The 25,038-nt window shown below is 56.3% G+C and carries 27 protein-coding genes; 13 read left to right on the forward strand and 14 right to left on the reverse strand.

Annotation, left to right across the window (positions count from 1 at the left end; genetic code table 11):
- Nucleotides 1–99: 99 nt before the first annotated feature.
- Together ACP97_RS20870 and ACP97_RS14560 are read left to right on the forward strand one after the other, a co-directional pair.
- A complete protein-coding gene (locus tag ACP97_RS20870) occupies nucleotides 100–291 on the forward strand; it encodes a hypothetical protein (RefSeq protein ID WP_237561182.1) in 192 nt (63 codons plus the stop codon).
- On the forward strand, nucleotides 288–782 hold the full coding sequence (locus ACP97_RS14560; protein ID WP_049998572.1) for a zinc ribbon domain-containing protein: 495 nt from the start codon (nucleotides 288–290) through the stop codon (nucleotides 780–782). The genes ACP97_RS20870 and ACP97_RS14560 overlap by 4 nt, the downstream gene beginning before the upstream one ends.
- Nucleotides 783–1,227: 445 nt before the next feature.
- Here the strand turns inward: ACP97_RS14560 and ACP97_RS14565 are convergent, their stop codons facing one another.
- Nucleotides 1,228–2,286 carry a zinc-dependent alcohol dehydrogenase family protein gene (locus tag ACP97_RS14565; RefSeq protein WP_049998685.1) on the reverse strand — a complete coding sequence of 353 codons (1,059 nt, stop codon included), beginning with the start codon at nucleotides 2,284–2,286 and terminating at the stop codon, nucleotides 1,228–1,230.
- Between the two features lie 155 nt (nucleotides 2,287–2,441).
- Between ACP97_RS14565 and ACP97_RS14570 the strand changes: the two genes are divergently transcribed.
- Together ACP97_RS14570 and ACP97_RS14575 are read left to right on the forward strand one after the other, a co-directional pair.
- Entirely contained in the window at nucleotides 2,442–2,819 is a 378-nt protein-coding gene (locus tag ACP97_RS14570; protein ID WP_049998573.1) for a ribbon-helix-helix domain-containing protein, read from the forward strand.
- Between the two features lie 27 nt (nucleotides 2,820–2,846).
- Nucleotides 2,847–3,398 (forward strand): hypothetical protein, encoded by a 552-nt coding sequence (locus ACP97_RS14575; protein ID WP_049998574.1) that lies wholly within the window; start codon nucleotides 2,847–2,849, stop codon nucleotides 3,396–3,398.
- A 298-nt stretch (nucleotides 3,399–3,696) separates the two neighbouring features.
- Here ACP97_RS14575 and ACP97_RS14580 read toward each other — a convergent pair whose 3' ends face one another.
- Nucleotides 3,697–4,170, reverse strand: a complete 474-nt coding sequence (locus ACP97_RS14580) for an HVO_A0114 family putative DNA-binding protein (protein WP_049998575.1) — start codon at nucleotides 4,168–4,170, stop codon at nucleotides 3,697–3,699.
- A 99-nt stretch (nucleotides 4,171–4,269) separates the two neighbouring features.
- Nucleotides 4,270–4,395: a hypothetical protein gene (locus ACP97_RS21075; RefSeq protein ID WP_272913454.1), complete on the reverse strand. Its 126-nt coding sequence runs from the start codon at nucleotides 4,393–4,395 to the stop codon at nucleotides 4,270–4,272.
- A gap of 766 nt (nucleotides 4,396–5,161) precedes the next feature.
- Between ACP97_RS21075 and ACP97_RS14585 the strand changes: the two genes are divergently transcribed.
- From ACP97_RS14585 to ACP97_RS14595, 3 genes are all read left to right on the forward strand, one after another.
- Nucleotides 5,162–5,968, forward strand: coding sequence for a helix-turn-helix domain-containing protein (locus tag ACP97_RS14585; protein ID WP_049998576.1), 807 nt, complete (start codon nucleotides 5,162–5,164; stop codon nucleotides 5,966–5,968).
- 500 nt (nucleotides 5,969–6,468) lie between these two features.
- Nucleotides 6,469–6,702: a hypothetical protein gene (locus tag ACP97_RS14590; RefSeq protein ID WP_049998577.1), complete on the forward strand. Its 234-nt coding sequence runs from the start codon at nucleotides 6,469–6,471 to the stop codon at nucleotides 6,700–6,702.
- Between the two features lie 57 nt (nucleotides 6,703–6,759).
- Complete coding sequence (locus ACP97_RS14595; RefSeq protein WP_049998686.1) at nucleotides 6,760–7,641, forward strand: DMT family transporter; 882 nt, start codon at nucleotides 6,760–6,762, stop codon at nucleotides 7,639–7,641.
- Between the two features lie 425 nt (nucleotides 7,642–8,066).
- Here the strand turns inward: ACP97_RS14595 and ACP97_RS14600 are convergent, their stop codons facing one another.
- Complete coding sequence (locus ACP97_RS14600) at nucleotides 8,067–8,978, reverse strand: DUF368 domain-containing protein (protein WP_202593637.1); 912 nt, start codon at nucleotides 8,976–8,978, stop codon at nucleotides 8,067–8,069.
- 183 nt (nucleotides 8,979–9,161) lie between these two features.
- Between ACP97_RS14600 and ACP97_RS14605 the strand changes: the two genes are divergently transcribed.
- Together ACP97_RS14605 and ACP97_RS14610 are read left to right on the forward strand one after the other, a co-directional pair.
- Complete coding sequence (locus ACP97_RS14605; protein ID WP_049998579.1) at nucleotides 9,162–9,551, forward strand: hypothetical protein; 390 nt, start codon at nucleotides 9,162–9,164, stop codon at nucleotides 9,549–9,551.
- A 280-nt stretch (nucleotides 9,552–9,831) separates the two neighbouring features.
- Nucleotides 9,832–10,362, forward strand: coding sequence for a GNAT family N-acetyltransferase (locus ACP97_RS14610; protein WP_049998580.1), 531 nt, complete (start codon nucleotides 9,832–9,834; stop codon nucleotides 10,360–10,362).
- A gap of 182 nt (nucleotides 10,363–10,544) precedes the next feature.
- On the opposite strand, the gene ACP97_RS14615 is transcribed toward ACP97_RS14610, so the two are convergent.
- Entirely contained in the window at nucleotides 10,545–12,020 is a 1,476-nt protein-coding gene (locus tag ACP97_RS14615; RefSeq protein ID WP_049998581.1) for a S8 family peptidase, read from the reverse strand.
- 406 nt (nucleotides 12,021–12,426) lie between these two features.
- Here ACP97_RS14615 and ACP97_RS14620 point away from each other — a divergent pair, with 406 nt between their 5' ends.
- Both ACP97_RS14620 and ACP97_RS14625 read left to right on the forward strand, forming a co-directional pair.
- Nucleotides 12,427–12,654, forward strand: coding sequence for a DUF7692 domain-containing protein (locus tag ACP97_RS14620; protein ID WP_049998582.1), 228 nt, complete (start codon nucleotides 12,427–12,429; stop codon nucleotides 12,652–12,654).
- A 283-nt stretch (nucleotides 12,655–12,937) separates the two neighbouring features.
- A complete protein-coding gene (locus ACP97_RS14625; protein WP_049998583.1) occupies nucleotides 12,938–13,357 on the forward strand; it encodes an HIT family protein in 420 nt (139 codons plus the stop codon).
- A 728-nt stretch (nucleotides 13,358–14,085) separates the two neighbouring features.
- Here ACP97_RS14625 and ACP97_RS14630 read toward each other — a convergent pair.
- The 6 genes from ACP97_RS14630 to ACP97_RS14655 form a co-directional block, all read right to left on the reverse strand.
- On the reverse strand, nucleotides 14,086–14,565 hold the full coding sequence (locus tag ACP97_RS14630; protein WP_049998584.1) for a GtrA family protein: 480 nt from the start codon (nucleotides 14,563–14,565) through the stop codon (nucleotides 14,086–14,088).
- A 339-nt stretch (nucleotides 14,566–14,904) separates the two neighbouring features.
- Nucleotides 14,905–15,384, reverse strand: coding sequence for a GNAT family N-acetyltransferase (locus ACP97_RS14635; RefSeq protein WP_049998585.1), 480 nt, complete (start codon nucleotides 15,382–15,384; stop codon nucleotides 14,905–14,907).
- 146 nt (nucleotides 15,385–15,530) lie between these two features.
- On the reverse strand, nucleotides 15,531–18,569 hold the full coding sequence (locus ACP97_RS14640; RefSeq protein ID WP_202593629.1) for a helix-turn-helix domain-containing protein: 3,039 nt from the start codon (nucleotides 18,567–18,569) through the stop codon (nucleotides 15,531–15,533).
- A gap of 64 nt (nucleotides 18,570–18,633) precedes the next feature.
- Nucleotides 18,634–18,921, reverse strand: coding sequence for a hypothetical protein (locus ACP97_RS14645; RefSeq protein WP_049998586.1), 288 nt, complete (start codon nucleotides 18,919–18,921; stop codon nucleotides 18,634–18,636).
- Nucleotides 18,921–19,133: a hypothetical protein gene (locus ACP97_RS14650; RefSeq protein ID WP_049998587.1), complete on the reverse strand. Its 213-nt coding sequence runs from the start codon at nucleotides 19,131–19,133 to the stop codon at nucleotides 18,921–18,923. Before ACP97_RS14650 ends, ACP97_RS14645 begins: the two co-directional genes overlap by 1 nt.
- Before the next feature lie 315 nt (nucleotides 19,134–19,448).
- Nucleotides 19,449–20,093: a hypothetical protein gene (locus ACP97_RS14655; RefSeq protein ID WP_049998588.1), complete on the reverse strand. Its 645-nt coding sequence runs from the start codon at nucleotides 20,091–20,093 to the stop codon at nucleotides 19,449–19,451.
- Nucleotides 20,094–20,445: 352 nt separating this feature from the next.
- Between ACP97_RS14655 and ACP97_RS19170 the strand changes: the two genes are divergently transcribed.
- The gene (locus tag ACP97_RS19170; protein WP_237561183.1) at nucleotides 20,446–20,760 is read left to right on the forward strand and encodes a hypothetical protein; all 315 of its coding nucleotides are present in this window, start codon (nucleotides 20,446–20,448) and stop codon (nucleotides 20,758–20,760) included.
- 210 nt (nucleotides 20,761–20,970) lie between these two features.
- Here ACP97_RS19170 and ACP97_RS14665 read toward each other — a convergent pair whose 3' ends face one another.
- Nucleotides 20,971–21,783 carry a helix-turn-helix transcriptional regulator gene (locus ACP97_RS14665; protein ID WP_049998590.1) on the reverse strand — a complete coding sequence of 271 codons (813 nt, stop codon included), beginning with the start codon at nucleotides 21,781–21,783 and terminating at the stop codon, nucleotides 20,971–20,973.
- Between the two features lie 131 nt (nucleotides 21,784–21,914).
- Between ACP97_RS14665 and ACP97_RS19175 the strand changes: the two genes are divergently transcribed.
- On the forward strand, nucleotides 21,915–22,451 hold the full coding sequence (locus ACP97_RS19175) for a phenylacetaldoxime dehydratase family protein (protein ID WP_079977647.1): 537 nt from the start codon (nucleotides 21,915–21,917) through the stop codon (nucleotides 22,449–22,451).
- Between the two features lie 488 nt (nucleotides 22,452–22,939).
- On the opposite strand, the gene ACP97_RS14670 is transcribed toward ACP97_RS19175, so the two are convergent.
- Complete coding sequence (locus tag ACP97_RS14670; protein ID WP_237561184.1) at nucleotides 22,940–23,680, reverse strand: DUF4386 family protein; 741 nt, start codon at nucleotides 23,678–23,680, stop codon at nucleotides 22,940–22,942.
- A gap of 610 nt (nucleotides 23,681–24,290) precedes the next feature.
- Complete coding sequence (locus tag ACP97_RS14675) at nucleotides 24,291–24,905, reverse strand: alpha/beta fold hydrolase (protein WP_202593630.1); 615 nt, start codon at nucleotides 24,903–24,905, stop codon at nucleotides 24,291–24,293.
- Nucleotides 24,906–25,038 lie beyond the last annotated feature (133 nt).

Here is a 25,038-nt window from a genome sequence, read left to right on the forward strand (position 1 = left end):
CATCGTCAAGCAAATCGGCGAGAGCGACAACCCGAAGATCCGTGGCGCGATGGGGTTTCCTAGTTCGACACCCGGGGTGATTGAGGCGTTCTACTGGATATGGAAACGAAGACTCACGTGCTCGTGTTCGATCCGACCGCGGAGCAGTGGTGCGTCTACGAGTCTTTCGAAACTGAGGAAATGGATCACGAGGAAATGGTCGATCGTGCCAGCGAACTCGCCAACGAGTTGCTCGCCGACAGTCTCTCTACTCGCATCGCGGCCATAGATGAGACCGACTCGGACAGATGAAGATACGCTACTACGCAGATGCGGACATCCGGGAATGGTACGAGCACACGCTCGGCCTGCTGGGGACGCTGCACGACGAGCATGGTATCACCGTCGAGATCGATCGCATTGACGAACAGCATGGACCGATCACGGACTTCCCTGGCGAAGTGCGATATCCCTCACCCGAGGAAGTCTACGAACGCGATCTCAAACGGAATCGAGATCTGAATCAGACCATTGACCCGACGCCGTCGGACGGATTCAAGCGGTACGGGACACTCGATATTGCCGGCAACATCGCGGTCGTCGATGACGAGGGAACCGTTCAGTGGGCCTCGACACTCCCTGGGTATGCTCGCGGCTACGGGCCAGGTGTCGAATCGCGGACAGCGATGGACTTTCTGGAGGACATCGCCACTTCTCCGAGCAACCGGATCTGTGTCGAGTGTCTGCATCTGCTGGACGGGAACGAGTCGTTCTGTCCGAACTGTGGCCACGAACTGTCGTAGCCCAGTACGTTGGATCGGCAACTGTCGGCGTTGCGGTCCCTGACGATCACGTCGTCGCGTCGCACCCGGTTCCTCTTGTGGCTGACTGCAGAAACGAGGTTCACGCCGATTATCACGTCGCGAAGAACGTCGGCTTCAAACACGCCCGGTCGGAGCAAAAGTCTCCGTCCGGACGGGCAAACCGTCAACTTGCCCTCAAGCAGGGAACACTGAGCGCGAATGGTGAGTTTTCACCTGCCTCCGGCGAGAGCCGCGACGGCCAGAGTGGGAGTTTACCTGCAAGCTCCGCCCTTTAGGGCAGAGAAGCTGACTTTCGAAGCTATCGAATGCTGGCGCTGGCCGATGATATGCTAGAACTGCCTGATTACACCGACCGACTATAGCAATACAACACTGAGTCTACCAACACCTCACTCGCGACTGCAGCCGGAACGAATGCTCTCCGTCAGAACTCGGTGACGACCTCGATCCCATGTGTTTCGTACTCTGTCATCGCGGCGAGCCGATTTGATACGTCCGACAGTGCCACACGGTTGGTGACGAGCGCTCCCGGATCAACTCGCCCGGACTGCACTAGCCGAAGCAGCTCATCGTATCGCGAGGGCGGCATCCCCCGGGACCCGAGGAACGAGACGTCCCAGCGGGTCACCTGGTCGATCGGGAGCGCAAACTCGCCACGCTCAGCGTCCGTCGTCAATCCAAGCTGGACATGCGTTCCGCGGGCCCGGAGACTGGCTAGGCTGTTGCGACACGTCTCTGCCCGTCCGAGAGCATCGATCGAGACGTGAGCGCCGCCATTGGTCACGTCGTCGATTGCGTCGGGGACAGACTCCTCGTCAGCACGAACCGTGGCATCTGCACCGACGTCGCCTGCCATCGACAGCGGAGCGTCACGAACGTCGACGGCGACCACCCCTGCGCCGAGCGCGGACGCTATCTGGACGGCCGCGAGACCGAGTCCACCACAGCCGTGCACCGCAACCCATTCGCCGCCAGTGAGCGATACCCGATGGGCGAGCGCGTGAAACGCCGTTACGTACCGACAGCCGAGAGCTGCCGCCGCATCCATGGTAACCTCGTCGGGGAGCCGAGTGAGATTGAACGCGGCGTGTGGTACGTGAATCTGTTCGGCGAACGCCCCCGGGACAGTCTCCTCGAAACCGAGAGCGTAGCCGTCTATACAGACGTTACCATGCCCGTTCCGGCACTGGTGGCACGTCCCGTCGCCAAGATTGAATGGGACCGCAACTCGATCACCAACGTCGAGTGCAGTCACATCGGCTCCGACGTCGACGATGTGACCGGCCGGCTCGTGCCCGAGAATCTGACCCAGCGGAACCTGATCATTGGCCCACTCGCCGTGGCCTTGCCACGCGTGCCAGTCGCTCCGACAGATACCACACGCTTCGACGTCAACGACGACACCATGGTCGGCGACGTTGGGTTCAGAAATTTTCTGGAGTTCGAGCGGTTCACCATAGGACTTGAGTACCGCGACTCGCATATCGGCCATGCGAGGTGAATGTGGTCAGCTAACTTATAAGGCGCTAAAGGGTGGAGCTTGCAGGTGAACGAAGACCTCCGGAACGTTCGATGTGCAAGGTTTGCACATAGACGCTAACGTTTATGAGTCCGTGTGCAGAATATGTGCATAGACTCATGAGCACTGATCGAGACACCCAACGCGTTCATTTTCACTCGCCGGAACACCTCATCAAGCGAGTCGACGCTATCGCAACCATCTTCGACAAAGACCGAACAGACGTCCTCAACGAGGCGCTTCGCGAGTACGTCGATGAGACCGCCAGCGACGACTCATTTCAGGGCATCGTCGCCAACGAGTACTACGAAGACCGATTGGACTTCGAGACGACCAAGCAGCTCGTCGGAGCCGATGTTGCCCAACGATTCCGGCTATTGAAGCGTGATATCGACCGTGAACCACTTGACCTGCCTTCTCCGAGCGACACCGATATCTACGATGGTGACCGCCAAACCGCCGATCCGGCTGAATCCGACACCAACACGCGAGACTAACCGCGCTCTCCACTCCAAGTCCCTCCAATGCAGACCACCGTTGCCGATACGAGCGCACTCATCAGTCTGGCCGTGCCAGCAGCCGACGCAACGTACGATACGACGACCGATCCAGACCCATTACAGCTCTTTCTCACCTCCTGTACTGTCCACGTGCCGACACAGGTCGAGACTGAGCTACGAACCACCGCGCAGTACACCGACATCCATGCGGCTGCCGCGACGAACGTTCTTGCCGCGAGCGCTCACTATCACGTTGAGGATCCGCTCCAGCGGTCAGATACCCAGAGTTCGCTCCCCACGTACGGGCTCGATGAGGGCGAAACCGCTGGAATTATCCTCGCGAACGCACGCGATGTCGATGGGTTCCTCACCGACGAGTTCGCGGGGACGAACTTCGCACTCATCCATGCTGCACTTACTGGATCGCGGATTGTTCCCGCCCCATGTCTGGTCTGTGACTACGCGCGCAACGAGCACATAACCGCGGCGGAGGCACGACAACTGCTCTCAGTCATGGGGCGCCATCGAAGCTGGGGGAACAATCCATACATTCAGCAACTCTTGAAAGCGCTTTGAATTTCTGCTATCGTTCGATCGTCATCATCGGGCCATCGTAACTAATCCACTTATATTCGTGTTCAATTCTTGACTTGTTCTGAAGCACTGTGTATTTGTTATTATCCTCGAACATCGGAACCTCTTCGATGTCGCCGGTCCCCTGTTCTGAAGCCATCGTTCGGGTTTTGCGGTAATATAAACCGGATTCCTGTGACGTGAAACTCCGAGGATCGGTGCTAATCCCTATAGGTGCATCATTGAGTGGATCTTCCTGTTTCAGTCGTGGTGTCGGGGAAACCAAACGGCTCTCGGAAGACTATGCCGGTGCGGGTTCTTCGCCCTCGTCGGTCGCCGTCGCCTCGACTTCGATTTCGATTTTTACCGACTCGTACGGGACGTAGGGTTGCTTCGCGCGGCCGTCCTGCTCGAAGTAAACGATCTCGTAGTCGGCGAGCAGGTTCACGTCGTCGGCGGTCTCTTTAACGCCGCGATCGAGCCGATCGGCGAGGTCGCGAATGCTGTCCGGACGCTCGGTCATGACGCTCCGAAGAAGTTCGAGTCGGCGGGTGGTGAGCAACTTCCGAAGCATCTCTGGATCTTGAAAGTTGATGACGTGCGGGACTGTCTCGCCGGCCTGCCAGTCCTCTAGCCGCTCGCGTGAGGATGCCCGAGCTTTCTCCTGGGGATTCGCGGTGATCCGCAGCACGGGCGGATACTCGGCGTCTTCGGGTCCCATGTCGAAGGGTTCGCTGTCGATACTGTCGTCGACGTCAGGCGTGTCGTTGGTCATGAATTTCGTCCATTTTCTCGTGAAATCGCGAAATGTGATCGTTGATGGTCGTATATTCGATACTCTCGGCACCCTCACGGGTGTGTTGGTGATGGGTACTTACGTTCGGGTGATCGGGATAGTTGTCGAAGCGTAGTAGCGCGTTCCATCCGCGGCCATGTCCTGAAAGCTGTATTTGAGGCCGAGCGGATAATTGTCGCTTTGCGGCACTTGTAACACCTTCATTCGGTATCGGTCTCCGTTCGGGTAGGTATCTGTCTCTCTCTGAACACCTCGGTCGTTGGTGCCATCGACTACGTAGGGGTTGAACCCCTACAAAGATAAGCGTTGGGACGTAGGCCCACCACCCACATGATATAGGGATTCGCAGTGGTGTTCATACTTTCTAATGTGCCAGATTCGTGACTGACTGAGATCAGCGTGCGAGATACAGAGGCTGTATCCAGCAAAAGATCGTAATTATTTATCTAGCCGATTTCTGCTGGAGTAGAGTACATTGCGACTGATAATGCCTCTTCTCGGGGGATAAATTCTAACTATTTGTGAGACGATTTCTTCACACTTTGACCAGGGCGCATCTCAAATGGCAATCCAAGCGATGTCGAGCAAGATGGAACTGCTCGATTCGGCCAATGTAACTGAAACAGGCAGCCGAATATAGCGCTGCATCGATCCAGCGTGGAACTACACAGACACGAATAGTGCCGATGCCAAACGGAATTACCCTACTAATGCCAGTAGCACACCGATAAAGATGAAGAGGTTGAGTACATTTTGTCTAGCAACAGTACTGGAGCTGGATTCATAAATATCAATACCGCCCCACCGATGCTGCGATGAACGCATGCGAAGCCTTATTTCTCGCTCTCGATCGGTATGGATCAAAATACCGAGATCACTATAGAGTGGATGGGTCGCTGCCTATGCAGCAGAAACCCTTCTGCCGGAGTGGGCCTGTAGATTAAGTGAGTACGTTGCCAATACTCTCGATATGCGCGAATACGTCTTTCTCCTCGAATACGATCGTGATGTCCATCCGATACGCGATTTCTTCATCGACCATCCGGAGATCGTAGCGACAACCCTCAACATGTCGGTCACTTCTGATGGCGGTTGGCGGGTCGAGCGGGTTACCGGCTCCGAACAGGACCTCAACGCGCTCGAATCCGTCTATTTCGACCAGCACTGTAACGACTGTACGTACCCCACACCTGACTGCGACGCAACGCCCTCATACCAGGTTATCGAGCAGGAACCAACCGCGCGAACGATCTACCGGCACGTAACAGATATGAGCTACTGTTCTTCGCTCGGCTATCTCGCGTATGAGACCTTCGGAGATGGACTTGTGTTCGACGCGACTCAGCGTGGCCCGTACTACGAATGGCGCGTGCTCATCCCAACTGATCGAGATGTCGGCGCGTTCCGCCGAACGCTGCAGGAAGACCTTCCGGATGGTGTCACGCTCGCCGTTCGTCGGGTCGGCACACCCGAACGCTGGGCGGGGATTCGCCAGCCACAGTATGGTACGGACCTGCCCTACAAGCAGCGCCAGGCGCTCGAAGCGGCCGTGCGAATGGGCTACTATGACCACCCACGTAACGCAACGCTGGAGGACCTCGCTACTGATCTTGATCTTCCGGTAACGACGCTTCGTTACCGATTGCGCCGAGCCGAGGCGTGGGCGGCCACGGTTGCCCTCGGCGAAGTTGGAGCCAGCCTCGACGCTATCAATGCTGACGAACTTGAGCGATCCGAGAGCATCTCAGCGCCGGTCGTGCCGACAGGCGAAGACTGACTGCAGTAAGTCCGTTAGTTTGCTCCCCGATCTCGCACTGATAGTAGTGATATGGTCAGTATCATACTGATAGCTCCGCGCTAATCAACTCAATTTCGAGTCGCGTTTACAATAATACGAACTCAGTCTTATCGAGTGTCGTGCCTACAGATCATACATGACACCGGAATCGAACCCATGGGGAATCTCTCCGCATCAGTATTCACTGAAACGGAATCGTCGAGTCGATGGTTCCGTTAGCGAGGTCCAGAGATGAGTTCCCTCTCGAGCGAGCCCTCGACCATTGAGTCCATCGGCATATTTCCCATACTCGGTGCGATCATGTTCACCTACTCTCACCTCTCGCGAATGCCGATAGGAGGACGGGGCATCTCACTGAAAGGGATGGATACCGACCTACCCGCGCAACACCCCAGTAGATCGGGCTGTACGGTATGCCCACGCTGTAAAACCGACAGCAGCTCAGTGTATATCTATTGTAGCAACTGTGTGAACCGACTATGAACATGATAGTCAGTCAGGTTCGCGTATTGGTAGACGAGTCGACGGTCGGCCATCTGATCGTGTTCGCCATAGCAGGCTTCGGCACGCTGGCGATCTTCGGGGAACTTGCTGCCGTGGTCGGTCTTAGTACTTTGACGCTCCTGCTGTTTTGGTTCATTGGAACGGCGGTGGCTGTCCAGTCCATGTTTAGTGTCGGTGGACAGGTCCAACCGCTTATCGGGGGAATATAGGTGCGCTTACCTCTTCGATCAGACCAACAGAATGCTGGCCTATTCGGGGTGTACTGCGTGATTGGAGCACTCGTGTTTGTGGGCTCAAAGATGGGCTTGCCATATGCGCCACCCCTTGTCCTCGCTGCCCTCCGCCTTGACGTCGCCGGCTTACTGTTAGTTCCGATTGTTGCTTTCCAGTACGAGTATTGGCTTCCTCAAACCCGCCGTGACTTCATCGGAGTGACCCTGACTGGCGTTTTTACTCTGGGAGCAACGAATACGCTACTATTGGCTGGCCAACAGTATATCAGTAGTGCAGTTGGAGCGATCGCCTATAGCCTCATGCCAATGCTAATGACGGCTTTTGCTGTGCTGATCCTCCCAGCCGCGGGCCTTGATCGATCCGATGTGGTGGGGATCGGTCTCGGATTCATTGGAGCACTCATTGTTGCTAATCCGACCCCAGCGGCCCTCCTGACGTCCCGGGTGGTCGGGGTCGGTATTATGCTCGCAAGTGTTGTGGTATTCGCACTGGGCAGCGTACTGACTCAGCGTCTCGATCCATCAATGCCGCGAATCACGCTGACCGCCTGGGGAGCACTGTTAGCCGGTTTGTTCAATCACGCGGTGACTCTCCGATTTGGTGGGTCGCTGGCTGACGTTGAGTGGACTGTACAGATGGTGTACGCACTATTCGTGCTTGGAGTTATCGCAACAGGAATCCTCTACGTAACGCATTTCGAGCTCATCAATCGCATTGGACCCTCACGAGCAAGCCTAAATTTTTATGTACAACCAATCGTCGCTGCCCCACTGGGCTGGGTGATATTCGGCCGTCAGGTCACCGTCAGTGTCTTCATCGGATTTCTCATCATCGTCTTGGGGTTCGCGCTTATCGAGTATCAATTGGTGATTCGCATATGGCGGAAGTTTATCGGTATTGGTACCCAAGAGTGACACTGAGCGATCACCGGTCTCTAAGGGTATTTCATAGCTCCCTTGGGACCGGTCCATAGGTGGAACAAGCACAAGCCACGAAGCCAGTGGAACCGGTTCCCACACAACTGCACGAGGTTGTGCGTCGGAGTATCGAAATACTGACCCTCCATCTCAAACAATCAACCCCTGATTTTGGTGTACAAAATGTTGGGATCACTCGCTGACTTTCCCCTGAAATGCAACCGTCGGGTGTGCAAGATACGCGCTCTGTAGTCAGCACCCTCGTTCAGAACTACCGTATCTCTGCCAGCTCTCGCCTGACTGATTCAGAGGTTATAGTCAGCAAAGAGGCCACAACGAATCCGTCTAGCCGACTTCTGCAGGCGTAGGGCCAATTGTGACTGATAGTGCTCTTAGAAAGAAACAAGATATGAAATAGGGTTTCACAGACTACCGAAATCGATATCGATTGCATACCAATCAAGAACCAAGACTAAGACCGTTCCAATAAACGCTAACACACCGAATTCTCCGATTGTTACCAATGTCCAGTCAACCCCTTCAGTACCAGAGAGTTCCGCAATCGGTGCACGGAGTGCTCCGAAAACCAAGACAACAAGAAATGCTAGCGTTGCTTCTCGATTTCTCTTGAGTAGTCCTCGGATGAGGCGGGCAACAGTGAACAGACCTACCAGACCACCCACGAGAAACGTGAAGACCTCCCGACCAGGGGCAATAACCGTTTCAAACGCACCACCGGTAACCACTCCACCGATCCCATCCAGGAAGCTGTTGAGTGAATCATACATTGGAATATACTGGCCGAGAATAATCAACAGCAGAGAGCCAGAAATCCCGGGCAAGATCATCGCGCTCACTGCGATTGCGCCGGCAACGAAGACAACCACAAGGCCACCCTCTTCGAGCAGTTGTACACTACCAGAAAGCACGAATGCAAGAGAGAACCCCACGATTGCCACCAGCCATTGACCAGTCGTATCTATCGTAAGTTCTCGCCAAAGAATCACTGCGGAAGCGGCGATGAGGCCGAAAAACAACCCAAAGAGGAGCACAGGAACACGTGCCGCTGCATACTCGACGACCCGTCCAACAATGACCACTGCTGTGGCGATCCCAGTGAGCAAGGTGGCAACGAACATCGCATCGAACTCCCTGAGAATCAGCTTGGCGTGGTGTCTCGAACTTCCGGAGCCGATTGGCAATACTGCTTTGCACAGATCGAAAGAGCGGGAGGGAGTAATTGCTGTGATAGCCTCGATTAAGCGTCCATAGATCCCTGCAATAAGTGCGACCGTTCCACCAGAGATACCAGGAACAGCGTCGGCGCTTCCCATCAGGATGCCAATAATGAAGACTTTCGCAGATGCCCGAAACGTGGACAGAGACTCCGTAGTGATCGTCGCACTTGAAGGCACATCTTGATTTGGCGGTGTCACTGATTTAGCGTCAACCGGGTAGTGTAAGCTATTTCTGATTTTCGTATAGGGATTTAATGTCTCAGAAAGCTAAGGGCAGGCATGGAGTGGTTGAGCGTATCCGGTAGGACACTCCTCTACACTGGAGTGCTGTTTCTCTTTTTCTGGACGCTCATCGGCCAATATGTCTATCGAGAAGCAAAGAGGGAGCAGCGTTCGTCTCCTCAGCTACGTGGACTCGGCTGGGGAGTGCTTGGCATAATCGGTGTGTTCGGCTACCTCGCTAATATTAAAACCGGTGAAAAGAACCGTCTGTGGTGGTTAGGACTTTCATTACTGCTGTTTGTCTTTTGGGCAGCGGAACCTCTTATCCAGCAAGGGCCGCCCGGTTGGTATGCGTGGGCGGGGTTCTACGCTGGACTGTTTATCTTATACTGGCAATTCGATCTTGAGCCACTTGATGATTCAGGAACGCAGTCAGGCACCGGATAGTGTATTGGCTGTATTTACTACTTCAGCAAGCGATGAATGTCGGGGTTGATATCGACGAGCGAGAGCACCTCCTGACCGTGATACCCGTCGCGAGACCCTCACAGCACCTCCGGAGCCGTCGGCACTGGCGGGATAAGAATGAGCTAAAACCTGCAAGATACGCGTCTTGTATCTTACACCTCCGGAATTAACCTCCCCAGGGCTGGCAGATTTGGTGTGCGAGATAGAGAGGCTTAGTCAGCACAATCATAAGCCACGGGCGGATTAACTCTCTATCCATATGTCAAGATCAGTCTTCATAGAGGGCGACAGTGTCGACCTGCGAACTATTGAAGAGGATGACATCGAATTCCTCCAAGAGAGTATCAACCATCCAGCTGTGCGTCAGTACGCAGGAGGCGACCTACCGTACAACCGCCAGCGCTACGAGAAGGAGTGGTTTGATCCTATCTCTGACGGTGAATTTGTGGAATTGCTTGTCTGCGAGGGCGACGAGCGCCTCGGGAATGTCTCGCTTGCGCCAATCAATGAACGGCGCGGCTGGGCCAATCTCGGATACTGGATTTATCCTGATCATCAAGGAAAAGGAGCTGCGACCGAGGCTGCCCAGCTGGCGATCACTCACGGTTTCGAGGAACTGCGGCTTCACCGAATCTCAGCTGCAATTGTTGCGTCTAACGAGGCTTCGAAGCGGATCGTGGAGAAGCTTGGATTCGTTCACGAGGGCACAAAGCGAGACGATGCGTTTCATGATGGTGAACACGTTGATAGAGAAATGTACTCAATCCTCTCCCAAGAGTGGACCGCGTGAGCGGACGAGAGGGAGGAATACGAGTATCCGCTATGAAATACGCGCTCTGTATTCAGCAGCGATTGCACGGACTGCCGAGTTTCTGGCAGGAGCGGCGTGCTGGATAGAGAGGATATATCTCGCACCTAGCCTCTGTTGCTCTCTTGCCCTCTTATCGAGGAAAAAGGCGTCTTCGTTACTTTTCAGGCGCGCTCGACAAGGCGCTCTAGATTGAGGTGACCGGCTCCGTGGTAGGTTTCGCCCCCGGGCGCGTCGCTTGCAGTTTCTTGGATGAGGCTCTCGACTTCCTCGACGCTCGCGTCGGGTCGGAGCGAGCGCACAAGTGCGACCGCACCCGCGACCTGTGGGGCAGCCATCGAGGTGCCCGCCTTCCAGCCGTACCCCGGTTCCGTGTCGACGATTTCGCTCGGCCTGTTGACTGGGTCGTCCTCGTCGTCGTCCGGTCCATCCTCGTAGGTCGTCTTCACGATGGTCGAGTAGACGAGGTCGCGTTCGGCTTCGGGAATCCGGTCGAGCGCGTCGAGGTCGGCGTCGCCGCCCGCGGCGCTCACGTCGACGGCGTTCCCGTAGTTGGTGTAGAACGCCGGGGAATCCGTCGGGTCCTCCAGCCGGTTGCCCGTGAGCCACTTCGCCTCGTTGTCGCTGTGCTTGCCGCCCCAGCCACAGCCGATGGGACCGGTCGCGGCGACGCCGAAGACACCCTCGGCCTCCGTGGGTATGCTGAGGGTGTTTTCGGGGTTCATGTTGAGTTCGTCGTTGCCTGCGGAGTTGACGATGACCGTCCCCTGCGAGCGGACGTATTCGGCAACCTGTTCAGCGATGCGCAACTCCTCGGTCAGGTAGGGATACTCGTCGACGTAGACGTACGGCGCGGGGAAGCCGACGCTGTAGTTGATGGCGTCACAGCCCGCCTCGGCGGCTTTCACCCAGCCGGCGTAGCCGTCGCCCTGTTTGCCCTCCTGACCGGAGAACATCCGGTAGGAGACGATTTCGGTGTCCGGGGCCGTTCCGAGGACCCCGCCATCGGGACCGTCGTTGCTGTTGGTCGCCGCGATGATACCGGCGACGTGCGTGCCGTGGCTGCCGGCCCCATTGGGCCGCCAGTCGTAGGGGTCCTCGGAAACGTTCTCCGAGAGTTCGTCGTTGACGACGTCCGCGAGGTCGGGATGGGCATCGTAGACACCGGAGTCAACGACGGCGACGCGAGTACCTGTACCGGTCGTCGTGTCGTGGATGGATTTACCGCCACCCGGTTTGTCGGTGAGTTCGTTGCTGACGTCCTGTTCGCGTTTGTCCCATTGGAACTCACTGTTTTTCGGGGCGCCATCGTGGTTGTGACTCGACCCCTTGCCGTCGGTGGTCGGTCCTTCGCGTGATTTGACGGCACCGGTGCGGTCGTCGCCTCGGTCGATGACGCGATCGGGGGCCGTCGTGCCGTTCACACGCTCTTGATCGCCGCGTGCGACGAGGACGTCGGCCTGCGAGAGGTCGTGGATGATCTCGACGTCGTCAGGAACCTCTGAACGGTCGACATCGCGGAGGTTGATGAAAAAGCGCGAGTCGGAGGGAGCTGCTGTTGCGGTGCCCGCGCCGAGCGTTGCAGCACCGAGTGCTGTGCCCGTCAACCGGAGGAACGACCGCCTGTTGTGTCGGACCATGACAAGCCATATTACTGCCTGAAGCATTGTTAAACATTAGGACCGTATTCGCTGAGGTTAGAACCTCAGCTGTGCAACATGTACGCAAGTGTATCACTACAACTGTCGTCCTGAAGTAGCGAGCACGAGTAAACCGCGAAACCACATCTCTGCGTGCAACTCCGCGCGGTTTCACGCCGACAGAACGCCAATCCTCATTTTGCGCATCAACCATCGCGACCGAGAGCGCTCGATGTGCAAAACGAGCGCCGAACCCGTCGGTTTCGTGTCCGTAAATCTATAGCAGTCAGACGAGTGCGCGACAGACAGCAGACAGCAGCCGACCCATTCACCCGAGCAGAACGCCTTTGCGAAGGCGATGTACAAAATTAGCCCGTATGAGAATCGAAACTGGCGGGAAGTACGCATGCGAACCGACCTCTACGACGACGCCGGCGACGCGCTCGGCGAGAGCACCCGCTCCGGCGCGGTAGATGGGGCCTGTGAGTTCACGACCACGATGCTACCCGCTCTCCAGGAAGCCGTTGACTACCCGGACATGACGTCGGAGTTGGCCGACGTGCTCTCGACGAGCGTGGTTGACGTCGAATACGAGGTCTCGACCGGCGTGAGTGTGCGCGGCTCCGACCCGTAGAATCAAGTCGTCGCACTCGCACCGTTCGCCCGTTCCAGCCGAATGCTCTCGCGGTCATGTCTATAGGATTATCGGAGCAATCCATAGTTTTGCACGAGTCTTCTCCAGTAGTTGGGAGATACAGCGTGCGAGATAGAGAGCGTGTATCTCGCACCTAGCCGTTATCGCTATTCTCAGACTGACCTGCAAGCAGAAGAGTGGCTGCTAATAGGGGAAGAGAAAGCGAATCGCCTCTAGTAGGTCACAATTCAATGCTTAAGACAGACGATGGCGATGTGTCGGTATGGAGTGCACATTTTGTTCTATTGTCAAGGGTCAGGAAGACGCTGAAATCCTCGATGAAACGGACGAAACGCTTGCATTCGCTCCTCTCGAATCGTTTTCTGAAGGGCACTTACTGGTAATCCCCAAAGAGCACTACGAAAATTTATTCGATATTTCTGAAGCAACGCTCGGAGCGGTGATGGAGCACACAAGAACTATCGCTGAATGTCTCTACGACCGCGATTTTGACGGTATGAACTTACTACATGATAGCGGACGAGCTGCCCAGCAGTCTGTACCACATTTTCATATTCACCTTGCCCCACGCCGTTCTGGCGATGGGTTAGACCTCTGGCCAGAGAATTCATACGAAGAGTCGGACTTCGACCGCACTTACCAAAACATTAGAGCGGCACTTGAAAACCGAGATTCATCATAGCTACCTCATCCACGAATAGACGCGTGCTACCCTCGGCTCCTCTGGGGCCGCCCCGGCACTGGCAGGATAAACATGAGCTGGAACCTGTAAGATATGCGCCCTATATTCAGCACCGCTTATACGAACTGCCGAGTTTCCAGCAGGAGCCGCGTGCTGGATAGAGAGGTTGTATCTTGCATATCGACTCGCGCTCAACGATGAGATAGACTACGTAGAATTAGGACTGCGCTCTTCTCGCCGTACAACCCGTGTAGTTGCCAGATAGACAGGTTTCACGAGCTTCAGGCTTATGCTTATCCCGCCAGCCCGCCGGATCGCAGGAACCATCCTACAACCAGCGACGAGCGATTTCGCGGGCTATTGTCGCTGGTATAGTTACTACGAGCACCACGAAAACCACTTCATCAACTAGAAGACCAGAATCGCTCAACGCAGTGTAGAATACGAGGACACCCAATGCGAGAACACCAACGACAGTCGCCACATAATCCGGGTCAGTCCAAGAAGTCGGAAAGCTTCCCGATGACATACTGACGTATCCGATGGTTGCTCCGTTATGGCTTTCTATACAGATGTTCAAAATGTCTGCCATAGCTAGGAGACAACCCAATGAACACTCACTACACCCTGTAAGCAGCCACTCGGCAATTTACCACCGAATTGCTACATAAAGAGCGTAGCCTGTTTACAGGGTAGTTCTTTCAGCTATCTACGGTCAGTTGTTCATGCTAATCATTATTCGCAGCCGAGGTGGTGGATTCATTTCGTGAAGACTTGTTGGAACTCCATACCCACTTCTCGCTCGCGCCGAATCCCCATAGTACGCCTACACCGACTTTGAGAACGTTCGATATCACAGGGTCAATCACAAAAATTTCGACAAAAACAATCTGCGCTATCGAACCAATACCAACCCCAACAACCCGCGTCGCGCCGTATTTGATACCACGCCAGAACCATTGAACAATACCGGCTGCACCACTATCTTTCCATGTCCAACTATCGTTCATCACGTAGTTGGCAAAAATACTCACCCCGCTGCCGAGAAGTCCAGCAATGATGTACTGAATACCGATTCCATTGAATGCGAGTACGAAGATAATCTGATTGATCGCAAATCCGAGTGCGCCAACGAGAAGATATCGCACTAGACGCTTGTTCTGCGGACTGAATAGTGAGCGTTTGTGAAGAGTATCGAGGATGCTCATAGGCAGATCTTCATATCACGGAACACCCCCGCGAATCATATAGTTGTGGTGATTAGTTGATGCGATAATCAAGATTCAGCAGTGCATCGTGTAAGGTGTATTCTGGCGGTCGTTCCCGCGATCTCGGGAGCCTCACGGCCCCTACGGGGCCGCGGCGCGGGCGGGATAAGTATGAGCGTGGGGACGTGCAAGATACGCGCTTTGTATCTCGCATCTCTGTATGAAATTCTCCAGTCGCTGTTAGGATTGTTGAGAGATAGAGAGGATACATTCAACAAGCACTTGTTAGTGGGTTCTCGTTTTCAGTGATTGAATAGTCATTAGGTACCGGGGGCGAATTTACCGAAGTTCTTTCTCCATATCAATCATTTTCATATCTGCGGAGGCCGCATCAACGACAATTGATTTCTGGTGGGCACCGATCTGTTCGTAGCCAATCCGTTCATAGAACGGTGTTGCATTCATCGATGCTTCGACGTACAGTGAGTCAATTCCATGAGAGCGAACTCGCGTATCGATCTCATCACTTAGCATTGTTGCAATCCCTTGGTTCTGGTACGTGGGGTCAACGTACAGCTTGTTGAGTTCTACCCCCTCGAATGACGCCTCTGCCAACCCGACGATCTCATCATTAGCTTCTGCTATTAGAAACACTACCTTTGGATCGTTGATTGCGTAGGTGGCTGACGAAGCTCCAGCTGCCCAGAGTGCGAGTTCTTCCTCGCTGTAAGCTGCTCCCTCGATACCTTGGATGGACGCCACATGGGCCTTGGAAATTCCCGCACTGTCTCCTTCTCGCCCGTGACGAATCCGTACCATGACTAAACTTGTCGATTGGATATGTAATATGCCTATCGTACCTTATGAACTGAACTCTTCATATATATGGCGCTGGAGTACACAGAGTCCAGTGATTGATACGCGCTCTGAGTCGCTCACGCTGATTTCAGCGATACAGGAACCTATCATATGAGAAAGTCCGAACACTTCCGCGGATTACTATCAGGTTCCTCGTGAAGGGATACCTGTCTGTCGTCTAAGGATGCCCCGATCTCGACGGCAGCGGTGGTTCCGGGTATCTGGCTAGCAGTACTCTCGCTCGTGCTTACAGCGCTCTCGAGAGTGACGATAGCATTCGCGTCGAACCCGTAGTGCACTGCGACGAACCCACGCCATCGATCCAGTGCCGGCAGTGCAGCGAACACCTCGTCGATATCGACCTGTCCGGCGAACAGCTCGTAATCGGGGTTGAGGCCAAGATCAAGCGCGATGTCGTAGAGTACGTCGTCCCACCGGGACGCCGGCGTGGGACTGCTTTCGTCGCTGTCGGCCGTCCGTGGGGCGTCGACGTCAGCGAGCGGCGACCACCACGGGATGAGCCACGCCTGCCACTTCTTGTGGCCGCCATTCCCAACCGACTCGACCATACCGACGGCCGCCAGTTTGTCGAGATGGCGGTCGTAGGAAGATTCGGAGATGCCAGCCCGCTCGACGATCGCTGACCGACCGAGTGGTTCGTCGGCGACCAGTAGCGTCTTCAGAGCCTTCCGCATCGTCGACGGGAGTGATGGACAGAGACGGGCGGCTGGTAGCCGGGCGAGACCCGACGCAACATCGTCGGTGGTGAGCGGTGCGCTCGCTGAGCGAGCGCTAGCGATACTGAGCAACGCCTCGGCGAGGCCATACGGTGAACATCGGCCCATCTCTCTCCCGAGCGTCGCGGTCGCCAGCCGGACGAGTCTGCGCCGTTGGTCAGAATCGAGTGTCGCGAAGCCCTTCCGGTCGGCGTGGCGGTCGACGACGCGGCGCAGCGCCCCGTACGCGTTGCCGTCGACGACCGGAATCGTGAGGCTGACGCCGCGCTCGGTGCCCTCCTGGATGGTCTCACGAACGTCGGTCGCTTTCGACGCGATAGCCCGTTCGATGTCCTCACGGAACGTCGAGGCGGTCGGTCCCGAGACTACCCACGACGCTGTGAGATCGGCGGTCGGGTCGTCGTCGAACTCGTAGCCCATTCGGTGTTTGAGCTTGTCAACTCGCTCCTCGTACAGCAGGCGATAGACACTATGGACACCGTAGGCGGCGTTTTTCGGCACCGTGTGTTTGAAGAAATCGAGAAAGTCCTGATACCTGCCCTCGCCGGTCCGTAGCTGTGCGGTATCGGGGACACGAATGTGGATTGTGATATCGACACCGACCGCCCGATAGAGCTGTGTCGCCGACGCGAGCAGGCCATGGGCGTCCCGACAGAGATTGCTCCACGCGGTCGCATCGCCATCCATGACGTCGCCGAGCTTCGCGAGCAATCGGCGACGAATCTCGCCGTAGCGCTCGCGGAGGCCGTCGTAGTTCTGTTCGTCCTCGGAGAACCAGCCGATTTGCGCACCGAGTCGGAGCACATCGTTGGTCGCGTTCTCAAGCGCGCCATCGTAGAGTTCGTCAAGCTCGTCGCCGATTACCGAGGGTGGGAGCACCTTCGAGAACATCTGCTTGCTGAGTAAGGCGCTCGTGACGCGGACCAGTGTGGCGAGGGGGCCACCCCACTGGACGACGACTTGGGCGTGATCGTCGAAACAGGAGACGTAGCTCACTTCGCCGTCTTCGAACGGTTCGACCGGCTCGTCGACGAGGGTGATGCCCTCGGTCTGACGGCCGGCGAGGAGCCGGTCGTGCATTGCCCAGGCGTCGAGACGACCCTCAGGACCACCGAGCCACTGTGTGTAGCCATCGGCGGAAGCGTCACCGGTCGCCGCGAGCCAGTCTTCCGCGGTTGGAGCGGCCGCCGGCAGCGAGTGTGCCGACGACGAGGCGGCCGCACTCGACACAGCACCGCTACCGCCACCGCCGGTGGTTGGGGTGGACCTTTCTTCGGCGTCGGCACGACACACTCTACTTGTTGTGTCGTGAGGGGTGCGAGTAAGGTCGTTATTGAACTGGCTCTGCTCAGGATGGAAAACACGATATTCCGGGCCGATAAGCTCCTGTGCGGCCGTTCCAGTTTCTGTGAGCGAAACGCGATTGTATTTCGGCCGAGTGTCGATGGCGAGGAGATCGTGCTCGTCGGCGAATTCACGAACGTAGCGGTCGATTGCCCCCGCCGAAAGCTCGATCTCGCTGTCGGCTTTGAGGTCGCGCACTTCGCGCTCGCCGGCCGGGTCGAGCGCCGCGAGCAGCCGGAGGCGGCCACCGCCAGGGGTGAACTCCCCGATGGTGTTCCACGCCGCCGAGAGCGCGCTCTCGCTCGCCTCATCGGGGGCTGGGTCCCGGTGGGTATCCCCGGCGTCAGTAAGATGCTCGTCGTACCAGTCGGGGTGGGTGCGTTCGAGATGGGCGTCGAGTCGTGGCGAGCAGATGAGTCGGATGTCCACCACGGCGGCGAGCACTGCGAGCGTGTCGCAAGCGCGGGCGGCCGTCCGTTCATCGTCGATGGCTTCCCACGCGGGGCCATCGAGGCTGACGACGATCGTGGGTGTCTGCTCGCCGGCGGCGAGTAATGGGATGATCGTCTCCTGCAGGGCGTCGAGGCCGGTCGGCGCACCCGGTAGATCACGCGTGCCGACACCGGTGATCTCGTCGCGAGCGTAGTCGTAGAGGTCGCGTTTGCGCTCGCTCAACTCGTCGGGTTCGACGTCGGCGTATGAAATCGCGAACTTCGCGAGGGCGTCGGTGAACGGGTGGGTGGGCGTCGTCGCCGTTGGTGCAGTGCCGACGTTGTGGGTCTCGAACAGGGCGGCCGCGAACCCGTACGGTCGGTTATGCTGGAGGGTTCGGGGGTCATGCTGAACGGCGAGTTCGCGTGTGGTATGGGTAATCGTTGGGAGGAGCGCGTCGAGAACGGCCGGTAACCACTCGGTAAACCGGGGACCGATGTTCCGAATGGCGGGCGTATCGAGCGTGCGCTGGCTGTTGCTGCCCGGCGGGACAAGCGAGAGCCCCGCATGCGGATCGGTGGGTTGGCTTTGGCCGGTCGCGGTGCTATCGGGAACGGCTGACTGGTGGCTCATGGGTGAGCCACGTCGGTCCGACGCTGACGACTGGATGGACCGTCGTACCGCTCGACTGCGTCGCTCACGCTTGGCCGGTCGCCGAGTGGCCACGCTGCTCGCGCGTCACGAGATGGATGGCGAGGTCGGGGTCGCCGAACGCGGGGCCGACCGGCCTCTGCTCACCGCTATCGTGTTCGACGATCGTGCCGGTGGCCGGACAGTCATCGGCACGGCACTGGTAGTTGTGGTAGGCGATGCCCTCGCCCTGCCACGCGCTCGATAGCTGTTCGGCCGTCCCGTGACAGACGGCACACTGGATCGTCTCGGGGACGTCGGCGTCGACAACCCGCCCGAAAGCGTCGATCTGCATCAGGCCACCTCCCCCTGTCGGTCGCCGATGCCAGGGCCGGCGCGGTCGTCGTTATCGGTCGCGAGCGTCGCGTGCTCGCAATGGCGATACCGCACGGCTTCTTTCGCGCGGGACAGTCGTGCCCGAGCTTGCCGGGCGCGCTCGCGGTCGCTGTGGTGGGCGGCTTGTGCGCGTTCGTGTCGGTGGGCGTGTGCTCCCTGACGTGCGGCCATTCGCTGTGGCTCTGGGTTGGAGTGCTGGCGGTCGGGGGAACCGTCGTACTTACTGACTTCGCGTGTCGCCGACGTACGCAGGTCGTCACAACGAGAGACAGCAACGCCGCTGTGTGTCGGGCGATGGCTGTGTTTGCCGTGAGCCACCCAGGAGAGGTATTCAAGTCGTTCTCCTGGGCACTGCTTCGTCAGCCCTTGCCGTGGGCTGACGGTGCAGCGGTTGGTGGTCGGAGCGATGTACGGTGTTCTGAGGGACCGTCGAGAACCCATGAGAGGATGGGAGCGGCAGCTGGTGGGGTGCATCCACTCAGCCTCTTAGACGGCCTCCGCCGGGGTTTCGACGCGGACACGGATGATCTCACTCAGGTAGCCGGCTTCGGAGAGGTAGTATGGTTGCGGGAACTCCGGTCGCCCCTCGACCTGATACTCACCTCCTTCGGGACCGCGAAGACCGATCGTTCCATCCGGTTCGCTCGTGGTTTCGGTGACGCACAGTGGGTGTTTCCGGTTTTCCACCGCGACCCGCTGGCCCTCTTGGAGGTCCGTCAGCGAGCTAATCGGTCCGATCGTCTCGATAGCGTCTTGTAAACTTCGGGTGTCGTCCGCGGTGGATTCAGGATCGTCGGTCTCGTGTGTTGGCGTGCCGTCGTCTCGCGGCCGGTGATAGACCGTGGGTGCACGACAGCTCCGCACGACCGTCTCGGTTTCGCTCTCGTCGGGAGGGCCGTCGGGGTAGCATTCTGGCCAGTTGCATGGCTCGTAGAACGTGTTCGTGCCACCGACGTAGGGCATTTCGCGCCACTCTCGACGGTCGATTCCGCGCCCCATCTTCACCGTGCGACAGGCGGGTTCGACTGTTTCGCTGTCGGTAGTTTCTGACTGATTGGTATGTTGTTCGCCCTGCGAACGTGCGGTGCCTTTAGGTGGGTTGACACCGTAGCCCGAGTTGCTGTGGCTCATTGGATTGGTTGAGTTTGAACGAGTCAGCGTTCCGATGATGCCAGAGCCAGTCAGTGCGGGTTCGACCGATTCCGAGTGATCCTAAGTCACTCAGGCCGCGAAGTCGAGTTTGCCCGCACTGACGACAAACGCCCGTGAGCCGAGCGTCCGTCCCGCACCCGCTGCTCGACGTCTGCTGACATCGCTTGCGTCGACTGGGTGCGGTTTTGTGCATCCGGTTGCCTCTGACATTAGCCGTCTTTGAGAGCGATCGTAATAAATATGTCCCTTACAAGAGTATTGTGGGACTAATGATGCATCTAGCCCCGCACTCCATGGGTCTTAAAACCCTGTCTGGGCATATCGAGAGTCAATGCCGCCGCTGGTACCGTGGATGACTGGAGCAGACGGCTACATTCTGCGTCTGCTTGATGAAACGGGTGTCGCCATGCCGCCAAAGGCGATCGCGCTCAATCTCCGGGCTGAGCATGGCGCATCCGCACCTTCCGAAAAGCATGTCGGCCGGCGATTGCGTGAAGAGCTTTCGACACATGGACTTGTCTACCAGCCGTTTCAGGACGAGGCACGGGCATATTACGCACTCACTGATCTCGGTAGTCGCTATCTTCATGACTCGAATGCCGAACCGGCAGAGTTCGTAGCCGACACGGATATCTCTGAAGAATGATGGCTTCCCTACCGCGATCGCAAGTTCACCCGAAGCGGTTGTCATTCGTTCATTGCCCACTCTGGGTTGCGAGATTAAACATTCATGCCGTGACCGAATGCACCACACCGTGATTTAAACACTCAGTAATTATATAGTTTAGACTCGGCTTTTTATCCGCTCATCGAGTGCTCTACAATTCCAACGAAGAAAGGGGAGGGGTGATATTAGCTATCCAGTTTCTTGTAACAAATTCGTTATTGAGAACGACTGTGCCCGATATTGCTCGTAGAGGTCCTTTGCCCAGCAGACCAATTTCTCGTTCGTGCCGCGAATTCCTCCGATGGGATGACCCTGCTCGTCGTGAACCGATAATTCGACTCGCTCATCATTGTAAATCGCTAACGTAATAGGTATTCTTTGATGGCTAACATATATCTCGAGGCTGTCGTCTGCTAATCCTTCATCTAATTCATCGGTGTAATTCTCCTTTGATGCGTCAAGCACGTCTTCGTCAATGATCAGTTCGGCTTCATCGACCGCATCAAGCAACTTACGCCCAATTTCGTTACCTTTCGTGCTGACAATAGGATTCATTCCTCGATAGAAATTCAAACCTGTCTCGATTTGCTGTGAGACTTCATCATCGGCCCGATTCCAACCTTTCATTGGGTCTGTGGTGGGGTATTCTTCCACCTCCGCCTCACTGAATACATCAATCGATGGTGGTTCAACGTGCTTTCCCAATTGATTGATGAGTTGCGTCTTCGTCTGCGCGCCAACGACAGTGCTGGAGAATTCATCATATCGCTCCACTATAGATTCGCCGACAGTGGTGATTACATACCGCTTCCGCCCAGCCTCTTCAATCCAATTTCGCTCAGAGAGATTGTTGATTGCCCTTTTGACCGTTGATCGAGAGACTTCAGCTTCAGCTTTTAGTTCGCGTTTCATAATTGGCTCTGACCGACCTCGCAATGTTCTCAGCACAGCAATTTGACTGTCAGAATTGACAATATAATTGATGTCATCATCTGGCTCCATTTCTACCGTACAGTCCTGGTTTGCTGAATAAATCTTTGGCGGCCAGATCCGGTTTACGTCATATATTTTTTACCAATAGCCAGTGTCGTCGGTGAATTGATTAATGGTCCTTCCGTGCATGAGTAGATACGATGACTGAACGAAGCAGACAAACAGTTAACTTATCGAATCATCCCGATTTAGTCATTATTCGGGCAGGTATGCGGGCAAATTCGCTGAAGGGCGTGGTAAAGTTGGTAAGATACGGCTATCAGATCATTAAAAGTGTGAATGGAATTGATGATTCGAAGGAACTCACGCCGGAAGGATTGCTCCACATAGAAGAGGAAATTCACTCGCTTCTGCCGCCTCACTTTGTGATTCGGCAGTATTGGGAAGATTTTGATTCGCTTGAAGAGTGGACATATACTGGTACCCATAGCGAGCTATGGGATGAACTAGCTGAGAATCCAGAGGGAACATCATTTTGGCATGAACTTTACTCTCAAGATGGAATTGAGGCGATCTACAATGGAATGGAGAAAACACCAACAGGAATGATGAATTTTGCACCTACAGAATCGGTCGATGGTGAACTTTCTTCAGCACGAGACCGTTTACAAAACCCCTCCAATTCAGCAGTTTCGTCTCTTCACTCTAATGAGAGCGAAGCCGAAGACTCGGACTGAGAGTTGAAGCCGACCTATCTCTGTTGCTCCTCTGATTTAATATCCGAACCATTAGTCGGCAGCGACGTGTTAACCACAATCTTCGCTATGTACGAACACGAGCATATGCGATTGATGTGCAACGCCACTCCGTGGTGCGAGAGTCCCGCACTTCAGCCGCCCGGTATCGCTGAGGGGTAGTCGTATAGCGCGTCTCGACGCTCATCGCTGCCCACTACCGGCTCTCGGCCGCGATTGCTCACTATCGGTAGGACACTGTTCTGACCGCTTAGGCTTGGAGTGAGCATGGCTGTTTGCTCCACAAGACAGCCAGCCAAAGTCGATATCGAGGTTTTTACCTCTCAAACACTGAGTCGTGGATCAATGAGTTCCGACTCCCGATATCCTCCTTCGCCGAAAGGCTATCCGGTGGTTGGTCATGCGGTTCACTTTGAAACAATTTGCCTCCTCGTGGCCCCTTCACGAGGGGAACGAGGAAAGCTGCTGGATCAAGTCGACGCTTGATCAGCGGCAGGTTTCTGTCGGGTCTGCTGTGCTTCGAGCGCGCTCGGGCTGGTGCGTAGCAGGACAATCCCGAGCCATGCGAACCACACGATGGCCCCGAGTCCGAACAGGTCCACAAGACCGCCGAGAGCCGGGACAACTGAGACGATGCCCGCCGCCCCGATCACTGCGCCGAGGTAGTTTAAGATGCGTGGAAACACCCCGGTCCGCAGGGCTGCCAGACTCGCCAGCAACACCCAGATGCCGCCGACGATCTCAGTGCCGCCGCCTAGACCGTCCTGCACGACTTCGATCGCCATCCAGAGCGACGCCGCTTGGGCTGGGTCCTGGCCGTAGAGATCGACGACGGTGGTCAGACCGATGCTTGCGATCATGGCTGTAGCCATGAGCACGCCGGCCCAGATGAGCCCGAACACGGTCGCCGTCTGCGTAAGCACTGGCGAGTTGGCCTTCAGCAGGTTGTAGAGCGCCAGTGCCAAGACCGCCACGAGGACGCTTGACGCCACGTAGATGAGTACGTTCACGGTGTACACCGCGGTTTGATTGTCTGCAAGGAAGGCGACGTTCTGAATCGGATCGGTGCTTGTCCCGTAGCCAGCCGGGATAAGAATCCCGAGGAACAACACCATCGCTACCAGATAGACAACGGCCTGAGTCAGTGCGGCAACACCGCCTATCTTCTGTAACCCGCTCATTTTCTTTTTCTGTTCGATATTCGTTTTCATAAGTCTCCTCCAAGTCTGCGTTTGACCTAGACGGCCCATATAACGTCATACAAGAATATAGAATCGTATTGTCAATTGCGTGCTTATACATATCAGATGAGGCCGCTGGCCGGTCGGGACTCGTGTTGAGGTCCGTACGATCAGCCGAGAGTGACCAGTTTTGAACTGAAGTCGATTATGTATTCGACCGCAGATGGATAGTCAGTTGCTACAACTACCGCAACCATCACATGAGACCAACCGATCACCCGGGCATATGATTGCAAATCCAAACCGTTGACAAAATGAAAGCAGGATAAGCATGAGCTGGAACTTGCAAGATACGCGCTGTCTATTCAGCATGGACCTATCGAACTCTCTAGCAGCTTCCTGAAATTCCGTGCAAGATAGAGAAGATTTATCAGATATTTGGCCTGGCGAGATTTTGTTAATTCCACTCGCCGATGAACGCAAATACCTCGTCTATGAAGAGTTCGTGCGGTATTTATCGCGACGTGTCCCTGTCCCACGAGGACCGCGATCCGACTATTCGGGAATGCCTTGTGGACCACCTCCGTCGATTCTTTGGCCCACTTCGGGCTCTCGCCGCCGAGCAGTAGTGTCGGCGTGGTCATCTCCATAAAGCGGCCCGGGTCCCATTCATAGCCGAACGGGCCCGCTCCTCGCGTGGCAACGTGTGGGCCGCGTCCACCCGACCCTGCCAGCTCGGGGCCGAGCGGAGCTCCTTGAGTCGTTCCTCCGGGAGTTTCAGGAGGTCGCGCATAAACATGACGAGCGCCACTTCGTCCTTACCCGATTCCAGAAGCGCCTCCATCTCGGACACCGTCTTCTCGGAGAAGAGTTCCGGGCCGACGATCTCCCAGGGAACCGGCGGCTCATAGAGGATCAGCGACCGGAGGTTCTCGGTCAGTAGGGATGCCTCCAGGGCACATGTAGCGCCGTGGGAGTGGCCGAGCAGGTGCACGGGCTCGTCAATAGAGTCGACTACTGCAGCGATATCCTCATATTCTCGTTCCAGGTCGTACTCCGGGGCGTCACCACTTCCACCCCGGCCCCGCCGGTCCATCGCGTAGACGGTGTGATGCTTCGCGAACGCGGGCCGAACGTCGCCCAGCTCCCAACGCGTATGGTCGCCGACAGTACCGTGGATCAGCACGACCGGCGGCCCGCTCCCAATTTGTTCGTACGCAATTGACGTGCCATCTGCAGAGGTGACTGTTTCCATGACCTTTCAATTGTATGAATATGTTGTCAGCTGATTCCAGCCTTCTGTAGAGCACTCACGTAGTGGAAGATTTTCCCAGAGTGGTTGCAAGACACGCGCTCTCTATCCAGCAAGAAGGCTCGCTATTGTCGTC

The sequence above is a fragment of the Halococcus sediminicola genome (assembly GCF_000755245.1).
Classification (GTDB): Archaea; Halobacteriota; Halobacteria; order Halobacteriales; family Halococcaceae; genus Halococcus; species Halococcus sediminicola.

What these genes read in the sequence shown, in the direction of transcription:
- ACP97_RS14650 (WP_049998587.1), bottom strand. Translation starts at nt 19,133, where the DNA reads ATGGCCGCACGTCAGGGAGCACACGCCCACCGACACGAACGCGCACAA.
- ACP97_RS14655 (WP_049998588.1), bottom strand. Translation starts at nt 20,093, where the DNA reads ATGAGCCACAGCAACTCGGGCTACGGTGTCAACCCACCTAAAGGCACC.
- ACP97_RS14630 (WP_049998584.1), bottom strand. Translation starts at nt 14,565, where the DNA reads ATGAGCATCCTCGATACTCTTCACAAACGCTCACTATTCAGTCCGCAG.
- ACP97_RS14565 (WP_049998685.1), bottom strand. Translation starts at nt 2,286, where the DNA reads ATGCGAGTCGCGGTACTCAAGTCCTATGGTGAACCGCTCGAACTCCAG.
- ACP97_RS14580 (WP_049998575.1), bottom strand. Translation starts at nt 4,170, where the DNA reads ATGACCAACGACACGCCTGACGTCGACGACAGTATCGACAGCGAACCC.
- ACP97_RS14670 (WP_237561184.1), bottom strand. Translation starts at nt 23,680, where the DNA reads ATGAAAACGAATATCGAACAGAAAAAGAAAATGAGCGGGTTACAGAAG.
- ACP97_RS14620 (WP_049998582.1), top strand. Translation starts at nt 12,427, where the DNA reads ATGCGAACCGACCTCTACGACGACGCCGGCGACGCGCTCGGCGAGAGC.
- ACP97_RS14645 (WP_049998586.1), bottom strand. Translation starts at nt 18,921, where the DNA reads ATGCAGATCGACGCTTTCGGGCGGGTTGTCGACGCCGACGTCCCCGAG.
- ACP97_RS21075 (WP_272913454.1), bottom strand. Translation starts at nt 4,395, where the DNA reads ATGAAGGTGTTACAAGTGCCGCAAAGCGACAATTATCCGCTCGGCCTC.
- ACP97_RS14605 (WP_049998579.1), top strand. Translation starts at nt 9,162, where the DNA reads ATGGAGTGGTTGAGCGTATCCGGTAGGACACTCCTCTACACTGGAGTG.
- ACP97_RS14675 (WP_202593630.1), bottom strand. Translation starts at nt 24,905, where the DNA reads ATGGAAACAGTCACCTCTGCAGATGGCACGTCAATTGCGTACGAACAA.
- ACP97_RS19175 (WP_079977647.1), top strand. Translation starts at nt 21,915, where the DNA reads ATGACTGAACGAAGCAGACAAACAGTTAACTTATCGAATCATCCCGAT.
- ACP97_RS14600 (WP_202593637.1), bottom strand. Translation starts at nt 8,978, where the DNA reads ATGGGAAGCGCCGACGCTGTTCCTGGTATCTCTGGTGGAACGGTCGCA.
- ACP97_RS20870 (WP_237561182.1), top strand. Translation starts at nt 100, where the DNA reads ATGGAAACGAAGACTCACGTGCTCGTGTTCGATCCGACCGCGGAGCAG.
- ACP97_RS14625 (WP_049998583.1), top strand. Translation starts at nt 12,938, where the DNA reads ATGGAGTGCACATTTTGTTCTATTGTCAAGGGTCAGGAAGACGCTGAA.
- ACP97_RS14590 (WP_049998577.1), top strand. Translation starts at nt 6,469, where the DNA reads ATGAACATGATAGTCAGTCAGGTTCGCGTATTGGTAGACGAGTCGACG.
- ACP97_RS14570 (WP_049998573.1), top strand. Translation starts at nt 2,442, where the DNA reads ATGAGCACTGATCGAGACACCCAACGCGTTCATTTTCACTCGCCGGAA.
- ACP97_RS14575 (WP_049998574.1), top strand. Translation starts at nt 2,847, where the DNA reads ATGCAGACCACCGTTGCCGATACGAGCGCACTCATCAGTCTGGCCGTG.
- ACP97_RS14615 (WP_049998581.1), bottom strand. Translation starts at nt 12,020, where the DNA reads ATGGTCCGACACAACAGGCGGTCGTTCCTCCGGTTGACGGGCACAGCA.
- ACP97_RS14635 (WP_049998585.1), bottom strand. Translation starts at nt 15,384, where the DNA reads ATGGTACGGATTCGTCACGGGCGAGAAGGAGACAGTGCGGGAATTTCC.
- ACP97_RS14585 (WP_049998576.1), top strand. Translation starts at nt 5,162, where the DNA reads ATGCGCGAATACGTCTTTCTCCTCGAATACGATCGTGATGTCCATCCG.
- ACP97_RS14610 (WP_049998580.1), top strand. Translation starts at nt 9,832, where the DNA reads ATGTCAAGATCAGTCTTCATAGAGGGCGACAGTGTCGACCTGCGAACT.
- ACP97_RS14560 (WP_049998572.1), top strand. Translation starts at nt 288, where the DNA reads ATGAAGATACGCTACTACGCAGATGCGGACATCCGGGAATGGTACGAG.
- ACP97_RS14665 (WP_049998590.1), bottom strand. Translation starts at nt 21,783, where the DNA reads ATGGAGCCAGATGATGACATCAATTATATTGTCAATTCTGACAGTCAA.
- ACP97_RS14640 (WP_202593629.1), bottom strand. Translation starts at nt 18,569, where the DNA reads ATGAGCCACCAGTCAGCCGTTCCCGATAGCACCGCGACCGGCCAAAGC.
- ACP97_RS19170 (WP_237561183.1), top strand. Translation starts at nt 20,446, where the DNA reads ATGCCGCCGCTGGTACCGTGGATGACTGGAGCAGACGGCTACATTCTG.